Here is a 16,275-nt window from a genome sequence, read left to right as displayed (position 1 = left end):
AACCGTAAGCGCAGACTGCCCCATCAATGCCGGAAGACCGTCGCCCTTCAGCATGACGGTACGGCTATCGAAGCGGTCAGCCGTACCCGGCAGATTCAACGAGGCATTCATGGCTCTCTTCTGTAGCAGACTCCCGGCGTTCATTCTCTCCTCCCGCACATATCCAGTGCTTAAGGAAAGTCAATGCATCCTGCCTGATTGGCATTCATTCAATGTCGCGCACGAAGTACCAGACAACCTGATTCCCGACATCGCTACGTTCGGGACCCGGCATCGGATCACCCGCCTTGACCTGCGCGATCCGATTGCCCAGGTGGTTGGCCACCCACCGCCCGCTACGAGGGCACGTCTGGAACGGCAGCGCTGACGCGCCTCGACTCGGCTGCGGCGTGCTGTCATCGTTCGGACCTTCTGGTTCATCGAAGCGCGCGACCCAGCGCCGGCTTTCTTCTTCACCAAACCTCTCCACACCCTCCATGTAGGAATGCATGGATCCGCGCAGCGGCTTGCGCAAAGGACGGATCACCCGGTTGACAAAGATGTAGGGCTCCAACGGCCCCTCTTCCGGCGCGCCCAGTAGCGGATAGTCGCCCGCCCGGATCACCAGGCACTGCCCGTGCCGTTCCATCAGAATGTCTTCACGGCAAAGCGCGGCTCTGACGTCTGCCTCACTGCCGAGTTTCTCCAGCAGAGGGTCGCCAAGCACCGTGTACCAATTCGTGCTCTTTATGTGGTTGTCTTGATAGTCCAGCGCTTCGGCAAACGCGTAGCAATCAGCTTCGAGCCCGACGAAACGCTGAGCAAGCTGGTACTCCTGAGGCATGTAGCGATGAAATCCATATGGCAGGACCGGAGCGATCCCACCGTACCCGCCCCGTATCGGCAACGCAGCGCAACAAAAGGTCATGAAGCGATGGTACTGAGCCAATCCTCCCGCGCTTTCTGCGAATGACCATGGAAGGATAAATTTCAAATAGGACAAATCGCCATGGTGCTCTTCGTGATACGCCTGTCCAGTCAATGATCTGATCAGGTATTCCGGAGCAGTCGCGTTATCGACAACATCGGCGAAGACGAACTCAACTTCATAGTCGGGATCATTTGAAAGAATGTACTGGCGCATTGCTTCGATACCTCTCATGGTCTTTCGCGAGTACTTCGTCTTTCCCTTCTTTCCTCCACTCAGTTCGTCACCATACGCGGCACGAAATTCGTCTACGCAACTCAGCAACGCCTTTCGCATGGCGGGTTGCGATCCCCGCTCAAAGAACAACGTGCCGATCAGCGCAGGACGGATAACAATACGGTTACGATCCGAAGGATCGGTGAATGTCAGTTCATGACCGTAACGTTCAATGGCCTCGGTCGGTGTCAATGGAGAGAAGGAAGTCATGATAAGAGTCATAAGTCAAGGCATGGCTGCGTGCTTCATGCCGCAGCCAAAGATCCCGCGCCGCCAATAGCAAGCAGAGCGAGTAGCGCAGCGAGTATCGCTTCGGAAATAGCAACGACCACGAGTACGCCGCCTATTGCCAAGGCCACGACCGCCACCGTTCCAGCCACGGTGATCACGATCTGACCCCAATCAATTTCCTTGATTTGTTCCCACGCCAGATCGGTTTGTCGCTGGAACTCCCGCCAGGCGGCGATCATGTTTTCGTGTGACCAGCGGACGACTGCCTGACCGCCCCCATTGATCCATGTCCAAGCGCCCGTCGCTGTATTCCTGATCCAGTGGCCTGCCTCGAAGATCCACCCGACCTTATTCTGCAACCAAGCTTGCGTTTCATCGGACAGATCTTGGATGCCCCGATGCGTTCCGTCGGCCAGGGATTTCACTGCTCGATTGAATTGATCCACGCCGTCTCCGATGTGGCTCAGCCATTGCTCAAAAAACGCGGGTTCCGCTATTTGACGACGGGAGCGAATCGGAGCGCGCTCTCGCTCGTGCTTTTTAACAGGTATGTGTGCTGCAGAAGGGTGACCGAATGCCTCGCGAGTCTTGTCCAAGTGACCCTGACAGTCATTGATATCTGCAATGACAAGCCGCTCTCTGGAGTCTCCGGCAATACGTAAGTAGGCTCGCTCTTGCGCTTCATGGAGGTCGTCACCCGGGAATTTCAATTCCACTACACGACGCAAGTTTGCGGCGTGGAAGTTGCCCTCGTGATCGGTAGTGGCAAGTCCCGGCCATCTTACGTCGGCATTCTCGACAATAATCAGATCCAATCTTCGCAGTGAACCTTTGACATATCCAGGAGGGAATGGATTCAAAGTATGACGCCGGCCTGGACCATCTGCCTTGTTGCCGCTGCTCAAGTATGGCTTTGGAGGACGGGGCCGCATGTCAAAGCAAACCTCCGCCTTGTAATGCCAGTAGAAGTCCGCAAGAAATTCGTCGGCACGAATCGCAGCGCTCACTACGAGCTGCTGCAACAGCGCCTGCGTTGTGGTGCCATCCTTTCTGCGAACTGTCGTGACCCGCGGAAAGCGCAGCGCGTACTCCACCTTCTCCGCCACATATCCTTTGTCCGCAGGAGGAACTTGCCCGTACTCCTTGCGTTCCTCCAGTGTCGTGCAAGCTGTACTTACCGTCCTGTAGGTCACACGCATTGCGATGCCTCGCTTCAGAAATGCTCTAACGGAACTTGGGGGTTGTGGCACTCCGAAGTCGCGTTTTGGCTCGGGAATTTTGTTGCTGCTGAGGTGTACTCGGTGCGATAGACGAGCGACATTGCTTCGCTTTCGGCAAGGCAGATCTCGATTGCGGCGAGCTTGCGCTTTTCTGAAAGCGCCGCGAGCCACCGTCTAGCCAGTTGCGGTTGGACGATCTGCTCGATAAAGCTGATCAATTGCCGGGCACCGGTCTCACCAACCGGACAACGCTGTACGATGTACGAAACGACCGCATCGTCGTACGTCAGCGCGATGTCGTGCTGATCGCGCATGCGCGCCACCACGCGATCCAGATGAAGACGAACGATCCGATCCAGGTTGTCAGATGCCAGCGGGAGATAAGGCACCACCACGAGCCGCCCGAGGAAAGCCGCAGGAAATACTTTGCGCAGTTCGGGCATCAACGCGTCGCGCAGGGCTGCGGGCTCCGGGATCAGCGCCGGATCGTCGCAAAGGCTGGTCAGCAGGTCGGAGGCCGCATTGCTGGTGAGGAGCAAGATCGTGTTACGGAAATCGATGTAGCGTCCTTCCCCATCTTCCATGTAGCCCTTGTCGAAGACCTGATAGAAGACCTCATGCACGTCCGGGTGGGCCTTCTCGACTTCGTCGAGCAATACCACGCTATGCGGACGGCGACGTACGGCCTCGGTCAGCACACCCCCTTCCCCATAGCCAACATAGCCGGGCGGTGCCCCCTTGAGAGTCGAGACGGTATGACTTTCCTGAAACTCCGAGAGGTTGATGGTGATGAGATTCTGCTCGCCACCATAAAGCGCGTCGGCCAGCGCCAATGCCGTTTCGGTCTTGCCAACCCCGGATGGCCCCACCAGTAAAAAGACGCCCAGGGGTTTCTTTGGATCTGTCAACCGTGCGCGCGCCGTCAGAATGCGTTCACCCAGTTGATCCAGGGCGTGAGGCTGACCAATGACACGCTTGCCCAGTGTCTCGGGCAACGCCATTACGGTGGCGACTTCGTCGGCAACCATGCGTGTGACAGGAATGCCGGTCCAGTCGGCCACAATTGCCGCAACCACGGCTTCGTCCACATCGGTGAAGACCATGGGTGCATCCCCCTGGATGGCCTGAAGCGATGCGTCCAGACTGATCAGATCCATCCGGGATGAAGGCGTGCCGTCCGCCGCGTCGAAAGCCGCGGCGATCCGACGCTGCTCATGAATCTCCGCAACAATCGCTCGTTGCTGCTGCCAATGGGCCTGGGCCTCGTCAAGTTCAATCTCGGTGTCCCGGATCGTCTGCTCGACGGCTGACATGCGGGATTCGTCAGGCGTGGCGAGACTGGCCTCCCTGGACAGAAGACTTGCTTCCGCCCTTGCCGCCGCGAGCCGCTGATGCAGACGCTCGACCAAAGCTGGCGGCGCGTGGAGCGATAGCGCCACGCGCGCGCAAGCCGTGTCCAGCAAGCTGATCGCCTTGTCCGGAAGCTGGCGCGAAGGAATGTAGCGATGCGATAGCTTCACTGCCGCGCGCACGGCTTCGTCACGGATCAACACCTGGTGGTGCGCTTCGAAGGTTTCCACAAGACCGCGCACCATGGCGACTGCGGCAATCTCCTCCGGTTCCATCACCTGCAGCACCTGGAATCGACGCGTCAGTGCGGGATCCTTCTCGATATGGCGCTTGTACTCACTCCACGTAGTGGCACCAATGGTCCGCAAAGCACCGCGGGCCAGCGCTGGCTTGAGCAGGTTTGCGGCGTCTCCGGTCCCGGCCGCGCCGCCTGCGCCAACGAGGGTGTGCACTTCGTCCACGAAAAGAATCACTGGTTGTGGAGATTTCGCTGCGTCTTCGAGCACGCCCTTCAGCCGCGCCTCGAACTCTCCCTTCATGCTGGCACCCGCCAGCAAGGCACCTACGTCGAGGCTTAGCAGTCGGACTTCCTTCAGGCTCGGCGGTACGTTGCCCACGGCGATGGCCTGTGCCAGCCCTTCAATCACCGCCGTCTTGCCGACGCCGGCCTCACCCGTCAAGAGAGGGTTGTTCTGCCGGCGGCGCAGCAGAATGTCCGTCATGGTGCGAATCTCGTGCTCGCGACCAATCACGGGGTCAAGTCGGCCTCCTCTAGCCTCCTCGGTCAAGTCACGACAGTACTGGCTCAAAGCGTTTTGGCCGGACCTCGTCGGCGCCAATGCACGACTTGCCTCGCCTGGAACAGCCGGCGAGAAGCCACTGCCATCGTAGGCTGCCTCCACACTCTCGGGCGACTGGGCAACCAGAGCCGGCAGCATGCCAACCAGATCCTCCGCACTCACCCTGGCAAACTGGTTCGAGATGCCAAGAACCGATCGCCGCAACTCCGGTGTCCTGAGCAATGCTGTCAGCAGGTAAGCGCCACGCACACGATCATCGGAAAACGCCAGCGTGGCATAGACCCACGCCCGCTCGATGGCCGATTCGATCTGAAACGAGAAGTCGCTGATCGAGCTCGCCCCTGCCGGCAGGGTCGCCAATGCGCGCGTGACGTCGGCCTCGAGCGTCTGGAGGTCTGCCCCGGCATGCCGTAGCATCCGCTGGAGATCACCGTCGGGGGTCTGCAGAAGTTGGTGCAGCCAGTGCACCAGCTCCACGTACGGATTGCCGCGAAGCTTGCAGAAGGCGGTCGCACTTTCTATCGCCTTGAACAACGTGGGATTGAGTCGGCCAAATAGCGCCTGCCGTGAGATATCCATCCGAAGCCCTTCTTGAATTTTGCTGAATGGGCCAGTTCTTTTGCCCGGAAGGCTGCAGAAAAAAACAGCCCTGATCAGGCTATTTTAAAATCTCCACGCATGCAATTTCCAACACCTATTTATACACATCTATTGATTTCGATAAAATTCAATCCAAATTTTTAGTATTTCTACTATACGTTTATCGATTACATAATCACATAGCAGCTATAGATATGGCTCGACATCAATAGAATTATTCTTAAATTAGTATTTATATTTTCTTAAATCTGATTTTCCTATCTCTTTTTTTGTGTATTCGACTATCATCGGCACCGGAATCGGTCAACGAGTCAGTGAGACGAGTATGTGCGACTTGAAGTATCTATCGGCCGGAGAGGGCTTTCTGCGCCAACCTCGGCAGGTACCGGGAAGGACCGGATGGTCAAGGATGGAGGTCGGGGTGCCGGATCTTGCCACCCGTACCGCTGGAAGGACTGGCCGTGAGTGAACATCGCGCCCCACGCCGCCCCAGCGCGCAACTGCTGCCCACACTGTTTGACAGGCTGCGGGATGATGCGCCAACGCGACCAGCAGAAAATGCGACCGAATACACGGTGACACGCGCGCAAATGCTCGAAATCATCCAGCGTGATCTCACCTACCTGCTCAATACCACCAATCGCGAAGACGAGATCGATCGCAAGCGGTTCCCGCACGCGGCCAGTTCAACCCTGAACTATGGTGTGCCGGCCATGGCAGGCAGCTATCTGTCAGAACATAGATGGGACGACATTATCGGCGTCGTGCACCGTGCTATCGACAACTTCGAGCCACGCCTGATTCCTGGCACCCTCAGGATTCAACCGTTGCTCAAGGAAGACGCTCCGCACCGATACAACGTTCTGCTGTTTGAAATCAGCGGACTTATCCACATGGACCCGTATCCGATGGCGTTCACAGCACAAAGCTCACTGGATCTGGAAACCAGTCGGATGCAGCTCCGGGCGCTCCATGCGAATTGACGGCTGGTTCTCTGCAACAGTGGATCTTTCAGAGATCAAGCCCTCGAACTGCCGAACCGGCGTGTTGCAAACAACAAAGCGGGGCGGCCGGCGCCCCGCTTTTTCACTCCGAACGATCGCTTGAACGATCGCTTACTTCGCTTACTTCGGATTCTTCTTCATCTTTTCCTTCGTATCGCCATACGAAGACTGGGTGCGACCGGCTACCTGTTCGGCCTTGCCCTTCATTTCGGTCGAGGTCTTCCCGGTCATCTTGCCGGCCAGTTCCTTGGCCTTGCCCTTGGCCTCGTTCATGCGGCCCTTCACTTGATCCTTGTTCATGATCGCGCTCCTTGTGATCGGTTCAATCGGTTCAGGAAGGCCCGGTCCCGTCCGCAGCCAGCCTGGCAGGCCGGATGGCGTCGGAAGCAGGGCTCAGGGACAGTTTAGGAAACCATTGGAAAATCCCCTGTAGGACTTCGCCGTAATGGGCTGTGGGAGAGACACCGGATTTCCTAAACTCGCATCGTGAGAAAACTGAATTCCGCCGGCGGCAAATCCTTGCGACCATGGGAACGCCATCCCCATCCATGTACGGCAACCCCGCATGCGCCTGAAACACCTCGCCCTTGCCGCCACCTGCCTGTGCGCCGCCGCCCCGGCTGATGCGCAGTTCCGCATTACCGGCGCAAATGTGCAGAAACAGGCGAACGGGGTGATGTCTCTGATGGCGTATTCGGTGGTGCCGGACCTGGCCTCCAGTTCCTTGTCGATCAATAACGCCACCAGCGGCGACCCGGGCATCATGATGTCGCAGCTAGGCGGCGGCTTCACGATCAGCAAATCCTTCCCCCTGTATCTGGAAGGGGCGATTGCGTACAGCCGCTACGACCCGACCTTCGTCGCCACCGACGGCTCGGACTCCCGCCAGATTCCCACCCGCTGGAACACCTTCTCGGGCACGGTGGGAATCGGCTGGGATTTTCCGCTGACGGCAGACAAAGAGCTGGTGTTCCGTCCGATCTTCAACGCCTCGATCGGCAATGTTTCGAGCGACCTTGCCGTCGCCAAGGTCGTGGTCGAGCGCGCCGTCGACGAGCAGATCAATTTTCTGGACAACGGATCGCTCAACGCCTACGGCCTGGGCGGCGCGGTGATGCTGGACTGGGAGCATTACCGGCCCGAACACGACATTGACGTCGAGCTCCGGTACACCAACATCTATCTGCAGACCTTTGGCGGCACATCGGCCGGGGTCAAGGGCTCGGCCACGGCGCAGACTGCCAATCTCTACGCGCGCTGGCGCGCGCCCCTTTTCAACCTGCGGGCACTGGACCGGCCAGTGCGCTACGTGCTGGAGCTTTCGCATTCCCAATACCTCGGCAGCCAGGCCAATGTGCTCGGCTTCAACCGGCTGACTACGCTTGGCACCGGATTGGAACTGGACACCAGCGCGCATGAAGTCTTCGTCACGCGGATTCGTGCCGTGGTGCGCTATGTGTTCGGCAACAACGTCTCCGGTGTGTCGCTGGGGCTCGCTGCGAGCTTCTAACCTCGCTCACGCCACATCGCGCGAATCATTGCGCTCGACGTCAAGCGCTGAATGTAAGCGAACGTAAAACTGGCCACGGGCGTAGCGATATTCGGCGCCGGCCATACACCGGCGTCCCGGCGCGGGATAAAATCTCGCCCTTCCTGTCGGCGCGCCCCCGCCAATGTTCCTGAACGACCCCGTAATCCTTCTCGCCGTCATCACGCCCTTTGGTCTGATGACGACGCTGCTGTTATGCCTCTCCTATCTGGGACTGGGCAAGCACAATACTTCCCTGCACTGGTGGCTGGCCGGCGACCTGCTGATGGCGGCCTATCACGTGGCGGCGCTGCTGCAGCCCGGCGTGCCTTCCGGATCGCTCGCCTGGCTGCCCGTTTTCACACCGGCCGGCGCGCATGCGGTGGGCACCACGCTGCTCATGACCGCAGTGGGCGCCCATACTCTGGCGCTCTATCACCTGCTGGAACGCGGCCATTCGCGCGCGTGGCATCTGCGCATGCTGCTGGGCGTGCCCATGTTGTATCTCGCTGGTGCCTTGCTTGCGTTGCACAGCCCCTACACCCTGCCGTGGTTCTGCCTCTGCATGTTCGCTTCGATTGCGATCCAGGCGCGCGTGACATGGCGCATGGCGCGCAGCTATCGCGGCGCATGGGGGTTGCTGGCGGGACAAGCCGTCCTGCTCGCCTTTCAGGGTTCCGGCGCGATCATGCTGACCTTGCATCCGCTGCCGCCGCTGCCCTTTCACGCGCCGTTCTTCCCGACCATCGACGCGCTGCTGATGGATGCACTGGTGTCGTTCCTGCTCACGCTGAGTTACGCACTGGCGCTGCAGGAGCAACTGCGCCAGCGCATCCTGAACCTCAGCCGTACCGATTCGCTGACCGGGGCATTGAACCGTCGCGGCGCCGGTGACATCGTGGCAGCAGAATGGCAGCGCGCACGCACCGATCCGCATCCGCTGGCGATTGCCATGATCGATCTCGACCGCTTCAAGTCGATCAACGACCAGTACGGCCATGCGATTGGCGATGCCGCGTTGCAGGCGTTCTCCAACACGGTGATGCGCCTGAAGCGGCAGCGCGATGTGCTGGTGCGCTGGGGCGGCGAGGAGTTCCTGATCCTGCTGCCGTACACCGACGTGACGCAGGCCCACGGCTTTCTCAAGCGCCTGCGCGACGCGCTGCACAACGGGCCTGTCACGCCCTGGCTGCCCTTCGCGCTCGAATTCAGCGCCGGTGTGGCGGACACCGATACGCTTGCCAGCATCCCCGATTTCGAGGCCCTGCTGCGCGAAGTCGATCAGGCGCTCTATCGCGCCAAGCGCGAGCGGAACAGCATCGAACTCGTGAATCCCGCCTGACGGAACGCTGATCACTCACCCGCTCTTCACCGTGCCCGTTGTGGCCCGATAAACGGACAAGGGGCGGGTTTCCCCGGTTGACACTGCCTCGGCAAACCCCTACATTGCCCGGGCAGATCTAGATAAGAGACCATCTGTAAGATGGTCTCTTAGCGCGTGCAATTTGCGCGGCCTCTTACAGAACAACGATAAGGAGACCGCCGTGCAAACCTCTGCCATCAAGCTTCGTGGCATCGACGATGTCATCGCCTTCATAGATTCCTGTCCTGGCATTCGCGGCCGCGCCGGCGTCATCTGGTGGCTGGCACTCGGCGGACTGTTCCTCGACGCCTTCTCCAATTCCGCTTTGAGCGCCGGCCTCGGGCCGATGACGCGCAACCTCCAGCTCGAACCCGGGCAGGTCGCATTGCTGACCTCGTTCGCATCGTGGGTCGCCATCGCATTCAACCCCATCGGCGGATGGATGGCCGACCGCTGGGGCCGCGTCAAGCCGCTGATCCTCGCCAAGGTGTTTGCCGTTACCGGCGCCGTGCTGGTCGTGATGGCACCGGACTTCCAGCAGATCCTCGTCGGCCGTTTCTTCGTGGGCGCGGCGTACGGGATCGATTTCGCCATCGCCATGGCCGTGCTGGCCGAGTTCACGCCGGTCAAGCTCAAGAGCCGCCTCAATACATGGCAGGGCATGTGGTACACGGCCGTGTGCCTGAACCTGGTACTGGCGCTGCTGTTCTATTCGTGGAATGTTGGCGACACGATCTGGCGCTACTCGGTGGCCGCCACCGCAGTCTTCGGCGTGGGCATCCTGATCCTGCAAGCGCTGTTCCTCGTGGAAAGCCCCACGTGGCTGGCGCGCAAGGAGCGTCTCGAAGCCGCTGCCGTGGCGATGACCCGCATCTATGGCCGCCCGTTCGTGGCCGCGCCTGCTGCTGAGCGCATTCCCGTCACCAACCTCGCCCGTCGCGGTCTGGCCAACGTGCTGCTGATCTTCCGTGGCATCTACCTGCCGCGCACTGTGCTTGCCGCTACCGTGCAGATCGGTCAGTCGATCCAGTACTTCGGCATCGGCTGGTATCTGCCTCTCATCAGCGCGGCGCTGTTCGGCAAGGACTTCGTCTACGCGACGATTGGCGCGCTGGTCTTCAATGTCTGCGGCATCTTCGGCGGCTTCCTCTCGCCGCTGATCGGCCGCAAGCTCGGTCTGCGCCGCGCTTCGGCATTTGGCTTCGCGGCGGTCTTTGTGATGCTGCTCACGCTGGGCCTGTTCAACGGCAAGATGCCGACGTGGGTGGCCGTGGTCGTGCCCTCGCTCTTCATCCTGTTTCACTCGGGCGGCCCGGGTGCCAACGGCAAGAGCCTGTCGTCGCTGTCGTTCCGCAGCGAGCTGCGGGCCGGCGCCAACGGTGTGATCGGCGCACTCGGCGCCATCGGTGCGGCACTGGGCCTGCTGGTGTTCCCGCTGTTCCGTGCCCGCTACGGACTGGAAACCACCTTCCTGATTCTCTCCGTCGTGCCGCTCATCGCCAGCATCATCTGCTTCGTGATCCGCTGGGACCCCACGCGCACGGCCATCCATCCCGATAACGAAACCGACGCCCCGCAATTCCGCAGCGATGCACGCGACAGCGCCGGCTACATGCAACCTGCCACCGAGAAATAATCCGAATGCCACACAGGAAAGTCATCCTCGCGATCGACGAGGGGACGTCCGGCACGCGGGCAGCGGTCGTCGGCGCCGACGGCCATGTCTCGTGCCTGCAATACACGCCCCTGCAGGTCGATTCCCCACGCCCCGGCGTGGTCGAACAAGATGCCAACGTACTGCTCGACAAGACGCTCGACGTCTGCCGCGCCACGCTGGCCGAAGCCGCACGCGGGAAACTCGAAGTCGTGGCGCTGGCCGTGGCCACGCAACGCGCCACTGCCGTGCTCTGGGATACGCGTACCGGCCGCGCGCTGGTGCCTGCCATGGTCTGGCAGGACACGCGCTACGCCGCCGAACTCGACCGGCTCGCGCCCGATTGGGACCCGCGCCTGCGCAGCATGGTGGGCCGCCCGGCCGGCGTGCGCTCGCCCTATCTCTGGGCCGCGCGGCACCTGCGCGAGACACCTGCCGTGGCCGATGCCTTGCGCGAGCGGCGGCTCGCCTTCGGCACCGTCGACACGTGGCTGCTCTGGCATCTTTCCACAGAGCGCGCGTGCGTGACCACGCCGACCAATGCCACCTCGTGCAGCGCCTACGTGCTCGGCGAGAACCGCTATCTGGACGAATGGATCGACGCGCTCGGCTTTCCGCATGAACTGCTGCCAGCCCTGCGCCAGGACGCTGACGATTTCGGGCGCACGCGCGCCGATCTGCTCGGCATCGACGTACCGATCCTCGCCTGCGCGGGCGATCAGCTTGCTGGCGCCGTGGGACTGGGTTGCCTCGACGCCGGCCAGTCGATGTGCCTGCACGGCACAGGCAGCTTTGTCGATCTTGTGATCGGTCCCGACCTGCCCATACACACCGGCCAGTCCGACAGCACGCTGACGATGACCGCACGGCGCTGCCAGGGGGTTTCGCACTTCTCGGTGGAAACCTTCGTGGCCACCACTGGTTCGGCCCTGAACTGGGTCTGCGACAAGCTGCACTGGTTCGAGAATGCGAAGCAGATCAGCGCACTGGCCGCCACGGTGCCGTCCTCGCGCGGCGTGACCTTCATTCCCGCGCTGACTGGCCTGCGCGTGCCGCAGATGCAGCCCGAGGCCCGCGCCGCACTCAATGGTGTGTCGATGGCTACCACGCAAGCCGAGATCGCCCACGCGATCCTCGCCGGCATCGCGCATTCGGTGACCTCGTGCATCGACGCCAATCGCGAGATCGCCGGTGTGGACGTATCGAGCCTCGTGGTGGGCGGCGGACTCTCCGGCAGCGATGCCCTGCTGCAGATGCAGGCCGATCTCACCGGCCTGCCCATCCATCGCATGAAGGAAACCGATCGCGCCAGCCTGCGCGGCATTGCGTGGCTGGCCGGCGCGCAGGGCCTGCTCTGGGATTCTCTGGAGCAGGCGCGTACCACCACGGAGCCGGATGCGGTGTTCATGCCGCGCATCGGCAACGACGAACGGGCCGAACGACGTGCACTCTGGCACGCGCGCGTGGCCTCCGAACTGAACCACGTGCAGGCATTTGCCGCGCACTGAACGATACGATCTGGAGACCTCAGCAACATGATGGTTCTGCCATCCCGCGGCGCCAATCGGGAACGCGCCGCCATGACCAGCACCGAGCCCTTGCGGCTGGTGCGCACCGAACAGCTCGACCGGCTTGCCAGCGAGACGTTCGATATCCTCATCGTCGGCGGTGGCGTCACTGGCGCCTATGCAGCACTCGACGCCAGCTTGCGCGGATACCGCGTGGCACTCGTCGAGAAAAGCGACTTCGCCTCGGGCACCTCGTCGAAATCCTCGAAGATGGTCCACGGCGGCCTGCGTTACATCGAACAGGGCAACCTGGGGCTCGTGCGCCATTCACTGCTGGAGCGCCAACGCCTGCGCCGCAACGCGCGACATCTGGTGCAGCGCCTGCCGTTCCTGTTCCCCGTCATGGAGCGCGACGGCGTGTTCGACAAGCGCCTGGCCAAGGCTTTCGAAGGATTGCTGTGGACCTACGACCTGGCCGGCGGCTGGCGCGAAGGCATCCTGCACCAGAAGCTGACCAAGGCCGAAGTGCTGTCGCACTGCCCCACGTTCAACGAAGCCAACCTGAAGGGCGGCTTCCTGTATTTCGATGCACGCGTGGACGATGCGCGGCTGACGCTCGACATCGCGCGCACCGCAGCGTTCCACGGTGCCGCAGTGACCAATCACGCGCAGGTGATGGAGATCACGCGCAACGCGCACGACAAGGTCGACGGCGCGATCGTCCATGCAGATGGCCGCGAGATCCGCGTGCGCGCCGGCGCGGTGATCATGGCCACTGGCGTGTGGCTGCGCGACTGGACCGGCCGCCGCAAGGGCGAGGACAAGACGCTGCACATCCGTCCCGCCAAGGGTGTGCACGTGGCCATCCCCTGGCTCAAGATCCGCAACGATTGCACGGTGACGATTCCCGTGCCCGGCCGCAGCCGCCGCGCCACCATCACGCGCTGGGGCGACGTGTCCTATCTCGGCACCACCGACGAAGACTACGACGGCGATCTCGACAACGTCATGTGCACGCGGCAGGAACTCGATTTCCTGCTCGAAGGTGCGCGCTCGGCGCTCAAGACCGACCTGCAGCCCGAGGATGTGGTCGGCAGCATTGCCGGTTGCCGGCCGCTTGTGGCGCCGCCCGGCGGCAAGACGCTGGAGATTCGTCGCGACCACGAGATTCATGTGGCCAACGACGGGCTGGTAACGATTGTCGGCGGCAAGCTGACCACCTCGCGCCATATGGCCGAGCAGACCATCGATGCCGTGCAGAAAGTCATCGGCAAGCGCGGCAAATGCCGCACGAAGTCCGCATACCTGCTGGGCGCGGCGGGCTACGACCCGCAGGCCATCGTCGCGTCGGGCGGCATGTCCGCGCACCTGGGCGAACGCTACGGCACCGAGGCCCGCTTTGTCAGCGACATCCTGCAGGCCGACCCATCCCTCGCGAAGCCCATTGTCGAAGGGCTGCCGCATACCGAAGCCGAGATCGTCTACGCGGTGCGCCATGAACTGGCTGGCACCGTCGATGACGTGCTCTCGCGACGCATCCGCGCACGCCTGATGGCGCGCGATGCATCCGCCGTCGCCGCGCCGCGCGTGGCGCAGATCCTCCAGGCCGAGCTCGGATTGTCCGGGCAGGCCGTGGCACGGCAGGTCAGTGATTACCTGGCCGCCGTTGCCCTCGAAAAATCCGTCCTTATGGGAGAGACAGCATGATCAGCAAGGAAGCCATCAAGCGCGGTTACAACCGCGGCAACTACGTCGTCGGCAAGCACACGCCCCCGCACTTCGCGGCCAGCATCACGCAGACGCCGGACGCGCCGGGGCTGCAGCGCGATGCCGTGACCATCGACACCGCCACGCTCGATGCCCTGCGCGGCGCCGCCGACGAAGTGCTGACCGGCACCGGCGACGTGGTGAACTGGACGCGCGACTGGTGGGCCGGTTCGATGATGACCGAGACCGGCGGCAAGCCGGCCACGCCGCGCGGCGCCATCGTGCGCGTATCAACGGTGGAGCAAATCCAGGCCGTGATGCGCATCGCCCATGCCGGCGCGATTCCCGTCACCGTATCGGCGGGCCGCAGCAACGTGACCGGCGCCGCACTGCCGGTGCGCGGCGGCATCGTGCTCGACGTCTGCGAACTGAACCGCCTGCTGGGCTTCGATCGAGAAAGCCAGATCGTCGAAGTGGAATCGGGCATGTTCGGCGACATCTTCGAGCAGACCATCCAGCACGAATACGGCATGACGATGGGCCACTGGCCGTCGTCGTACGCCATCAGCACCGTGGGTGGCTGGGTGGCATGCCGAGGCGCCGGACAACTCTCCACGCGCTACGGCAAGATCGAAGACATGGTCGTCGGCATGGACGTGGTGCTGGCCGATGGCAGCCTGATCACCGTAGGCGGCTATCCGCGCGCGGCGCTCGGTCCTGACCTGATGCAGATGTTCGTCGGCTCCGAAGGCACACTCGGCGTGATCGTGCGCGTGCGGCTCAAGCTGCATCGCCTGCCCGACTACGGCCGCGCCATCGCCTATGGCTTCAGCAGCTTCGCCATCGGGCTGGAAGCGTGCCGCCAGATCATGCAGCAAGGCGCCAATCCGGCGGCGCTGCGCCTCTATGACGAACTCGAAAGCGGTGTGCAGTTTGGCCTGCCCGAGACCAACGTGCTGCTCGTGGCCGACGAAGGCGCGCAGGAAATGGTGGACGCCGTGATGGCGATCAGCACGCGCGTCTGCGCCCGACTCGGCGACAAGCTCGACGGCGATGCCATCTTCGAACGCTGGCTCGATACGCGCTACCTCACCGGCAAGAGCGCCGAAGGCTTCAAGCGCAGCCCCGGCTTCGTGGCCGATACGCTGGAGATGGCCGGCCCGTGGAGCGATCTCGCCGCGATCTACACCGATGTGGTGGCCGCGATCAATGCCGTGCCGGGCACGCTGGCCGGCTCCGCACACCAGTCGCATGCCTATGTGGATGGCGCCTGCCTGTACTTCTCGCTGCGCGGTGATGTGGCGGTGGAGAACCGCCAGCAGTGGTATCGCGCCGCATGGGATGCCGCCAACGCGGTGCTGATCCAATACAATGCCGCGCTGAGCCACCACCATGGCATCGGCCTGCTGCGTGCGCCGTACATGGCGGATTCGCTCGATACGGCATTCCCGGTACTGGAAGCCGTCAAGCGCGCGCTCGATCCGCAGAACATCCTCAATCCGGGCAAGCTCGGCCTCTCCGACGTGCTGGCCCACGAAAGCAAGAAGTAAGACATGGACAGGTCTCTCGGCGCCCGCCTGACACGCCACCCCGTGATCGCCACGCTCTACGGCGTGGAACAGGTCGAAGCCATCCTCGGCAGCGAAGCCGAAGTGGCGATCGTGGCCAACGTGGAACTGCGCAAGCTCCAGCCCGTGATTGCCACGCTGACGAAAGCCGGCAAGTACGTGATCGTCAACATCGATAGCTGCGAAGGGCTGTCGCAGGACAAGGGCGGCGTCGAGTACCTGGCCGACATCGGCGTCACAAGCCTGGTGTCGACCCGCGTGGCCACCATCCAGCGCGCCAACCGCGCCGGCATGGTGACCATGCAGAAAGTCTTCGTCACGGATCGCTCTACATGGCCACGCAGCGTCAAGGCGCTGGAACAGAGCGACCCCAACCTCGTGCAGTTGATGCCCGCGCCAATGCTGTCGCATCTGCCAGAAGCCGACCGCAAGGCACTGCCACCCATCGTGACGTCGGGCTTCGTGTGTAATCAGGACGATATCCGCACTGCACTGGCTCATGGGGCTGTGGCGATTTCCACGAGTGATCGGAAGTTGTGGGATCTGGAGGCGGGGGTGT

12 protein-coding genes are annotated in these 16,275 nt (G+C 62.1%); 8 read left to right on the top strand and 4 right to left on the bottom strand.

Going from position 1 to position 16,275, the window contains the following annotated elements; translation table 11 throughout:
- Positions 1-205: 205 nt before the first annotated feature.
- The 3 genes from FFS21_RS29775 to tssH are packed head-to-tail and all read right to left on the bottom strand — an operon-like array spanning position 206 to position 5,363.
- Entirely contained in the window at positions 206-1,393 is a 1,188-nt protein-coding gene (locus FFS21_RS29775) for a type VI immunity family protein (RefSeq protein ID WP_171020525.1), read from the bottom strand.
- Positions 1,394-1,428: 35 nt separating this feature from the next.
- Positions 1,429-2,613, bottom strand: a complete 1,185-nt coding sequence (locus FFS21_RS29770; RefSeq protein WP_137928261.1) for a VRR-NUC domain-containing protein — start codon at positions 2,611-2,613, stop codon at positions 1,429-1,431.
- 14 nt (positions 2,614-2,627) lie between these two features.
- Positions 2,628-5,363: a type VI secretion system ATPase TssH gene (tssH, locus tag FFS21_RS29765; RefSeq protein WP_137928260.1), complete on the bottom strand. Its 2,736-nt coding sequence runs from the start codon at positions 5,361-5,363 to the stop codon at positions 2,628-2,630.
- A gap of 482 nt (positions 5,364-5,845) precedes the next feature.
- On the opposite strand from tssH, the gene tssE reads away from it, so the two are divergent.
- Entirely contained in the window at positions 5,846-6,367 is a 522-nt protein-coding gene (gene tssE / locus FFS21_RS29760) for a type VI secretion system baseplate subunit TssE (protein ID WP_137928259.1), read from the top strand.
- 141 nt (positions 6,368-6,508) lie between these two features.
- Here tssE and FFS21_RS29755 read toward each other — a convergent pair whose 3' ends face one another.
- Positions 6,509-6,688, bottom strand: a complete 180-nt coding sequence (locus FFS21_RS29755) for a CsbD family protein (protein WP_137928258.1) — start codon at positions 6,686-6,688, stop codon at positions 6,509-6,511.
- A gap of 265 nt (positions 6,689-6,953) precedes the next feature.
- Here FFS21_RS29755 and FFS21_RS29750 point away from each other — a divergent pair, with 265 nt between their 5' ends.
- The 7 genes from FFS21_RS29750 to FFS21_RS29720 form a co-directional block, all read left to right on the top strand.
- Entirely contained in the window at positions 6,954-7,898 is a 945-nt protein-coding gene (locus FFS21_RS29750) for a hypothetical protein (RefSeq protein WP_137928257.1), read from the top strand.
- Between the two features lie 163 nt (positions 7,899-8,061).
- Entirely contained in the window at positions 8,062-9,258 is a 1,197-nt protein-coding gene (locus FFS21_RS29745; RefSeq protein ID WP_137928256.1) for a GGDEF domain-containing protein, read from the top strand.
- 202 nt (positions 9,259-9,460) lie between these two features.
- Positions 9,461-10,915: an MFS transporter gene (locus FFS21_RS29740; protein ID WP_137928255.1), complete on the top strand. Its 1,455-nt coding sequence runs from the start codon at positions 9,461-9,463 to the stop codon at positions 10,913-10,915.
- A 5-nt stretch (positions 10,916-10,920) separates the two neighbouring features.
- Entirely contained in the window at positions 10,921-12,441 is a 1,521-nt protein-coding gene (locus FFS21_RS29735) for an FGGY family carbohydrate kinase (protein WP_137928254.1), read from the top strand.
- A 27-nt stretch (positions 12,442-12,468) separates the two neighbouring features.
- Entirely contained in the window at positions 12,469-14,148 is a 1,680-nt protein-coding gene (locus FFS21_RS29730) for a glycerol-3-phosphate dehydrogenase/oxidase (protein ID WP_137928253.1), read from the top strand.
- Complete coding sequence (locus FFS21_RS29725; RefSeq protein WP_137928252.1) at positions 14,145-15,698, top strand: FAD-binding oxidoreductase; 1,554 nt, start codon at positions 14,145-14,147, stop codon at positions 15,696-15,698. Before FFS21_RS29730 ends, FFS21_RS29725 begins: the two co-directional genes overlap by 4 nt.
- Positions 15,699-15,701: 3 nt before the next feature.
- On the top strand, positions 15,702-16,275 hold a 574-nt coding region (locus FFS21_RS29720; protein WP_137928251.1), incomplete at its 3' end, for a glycerol-3-phosphate responsive antiterminator.

Origin of the sequence: Cupriavidus sp. 2SB (genome assembly GCF_005503625.1) — a bacterium.
Classification (GTDB): Bacteria; Pseudomonadota; Gammaproteobacteria; order Burkholderiales; family Burkholderiaceae; genus Cupriavidus.
The sequence above is the reverse complement of the archived record's forward strand: the minus strand, read 5'-3'. Positions and strand labels throughout refer to the sequence as shown.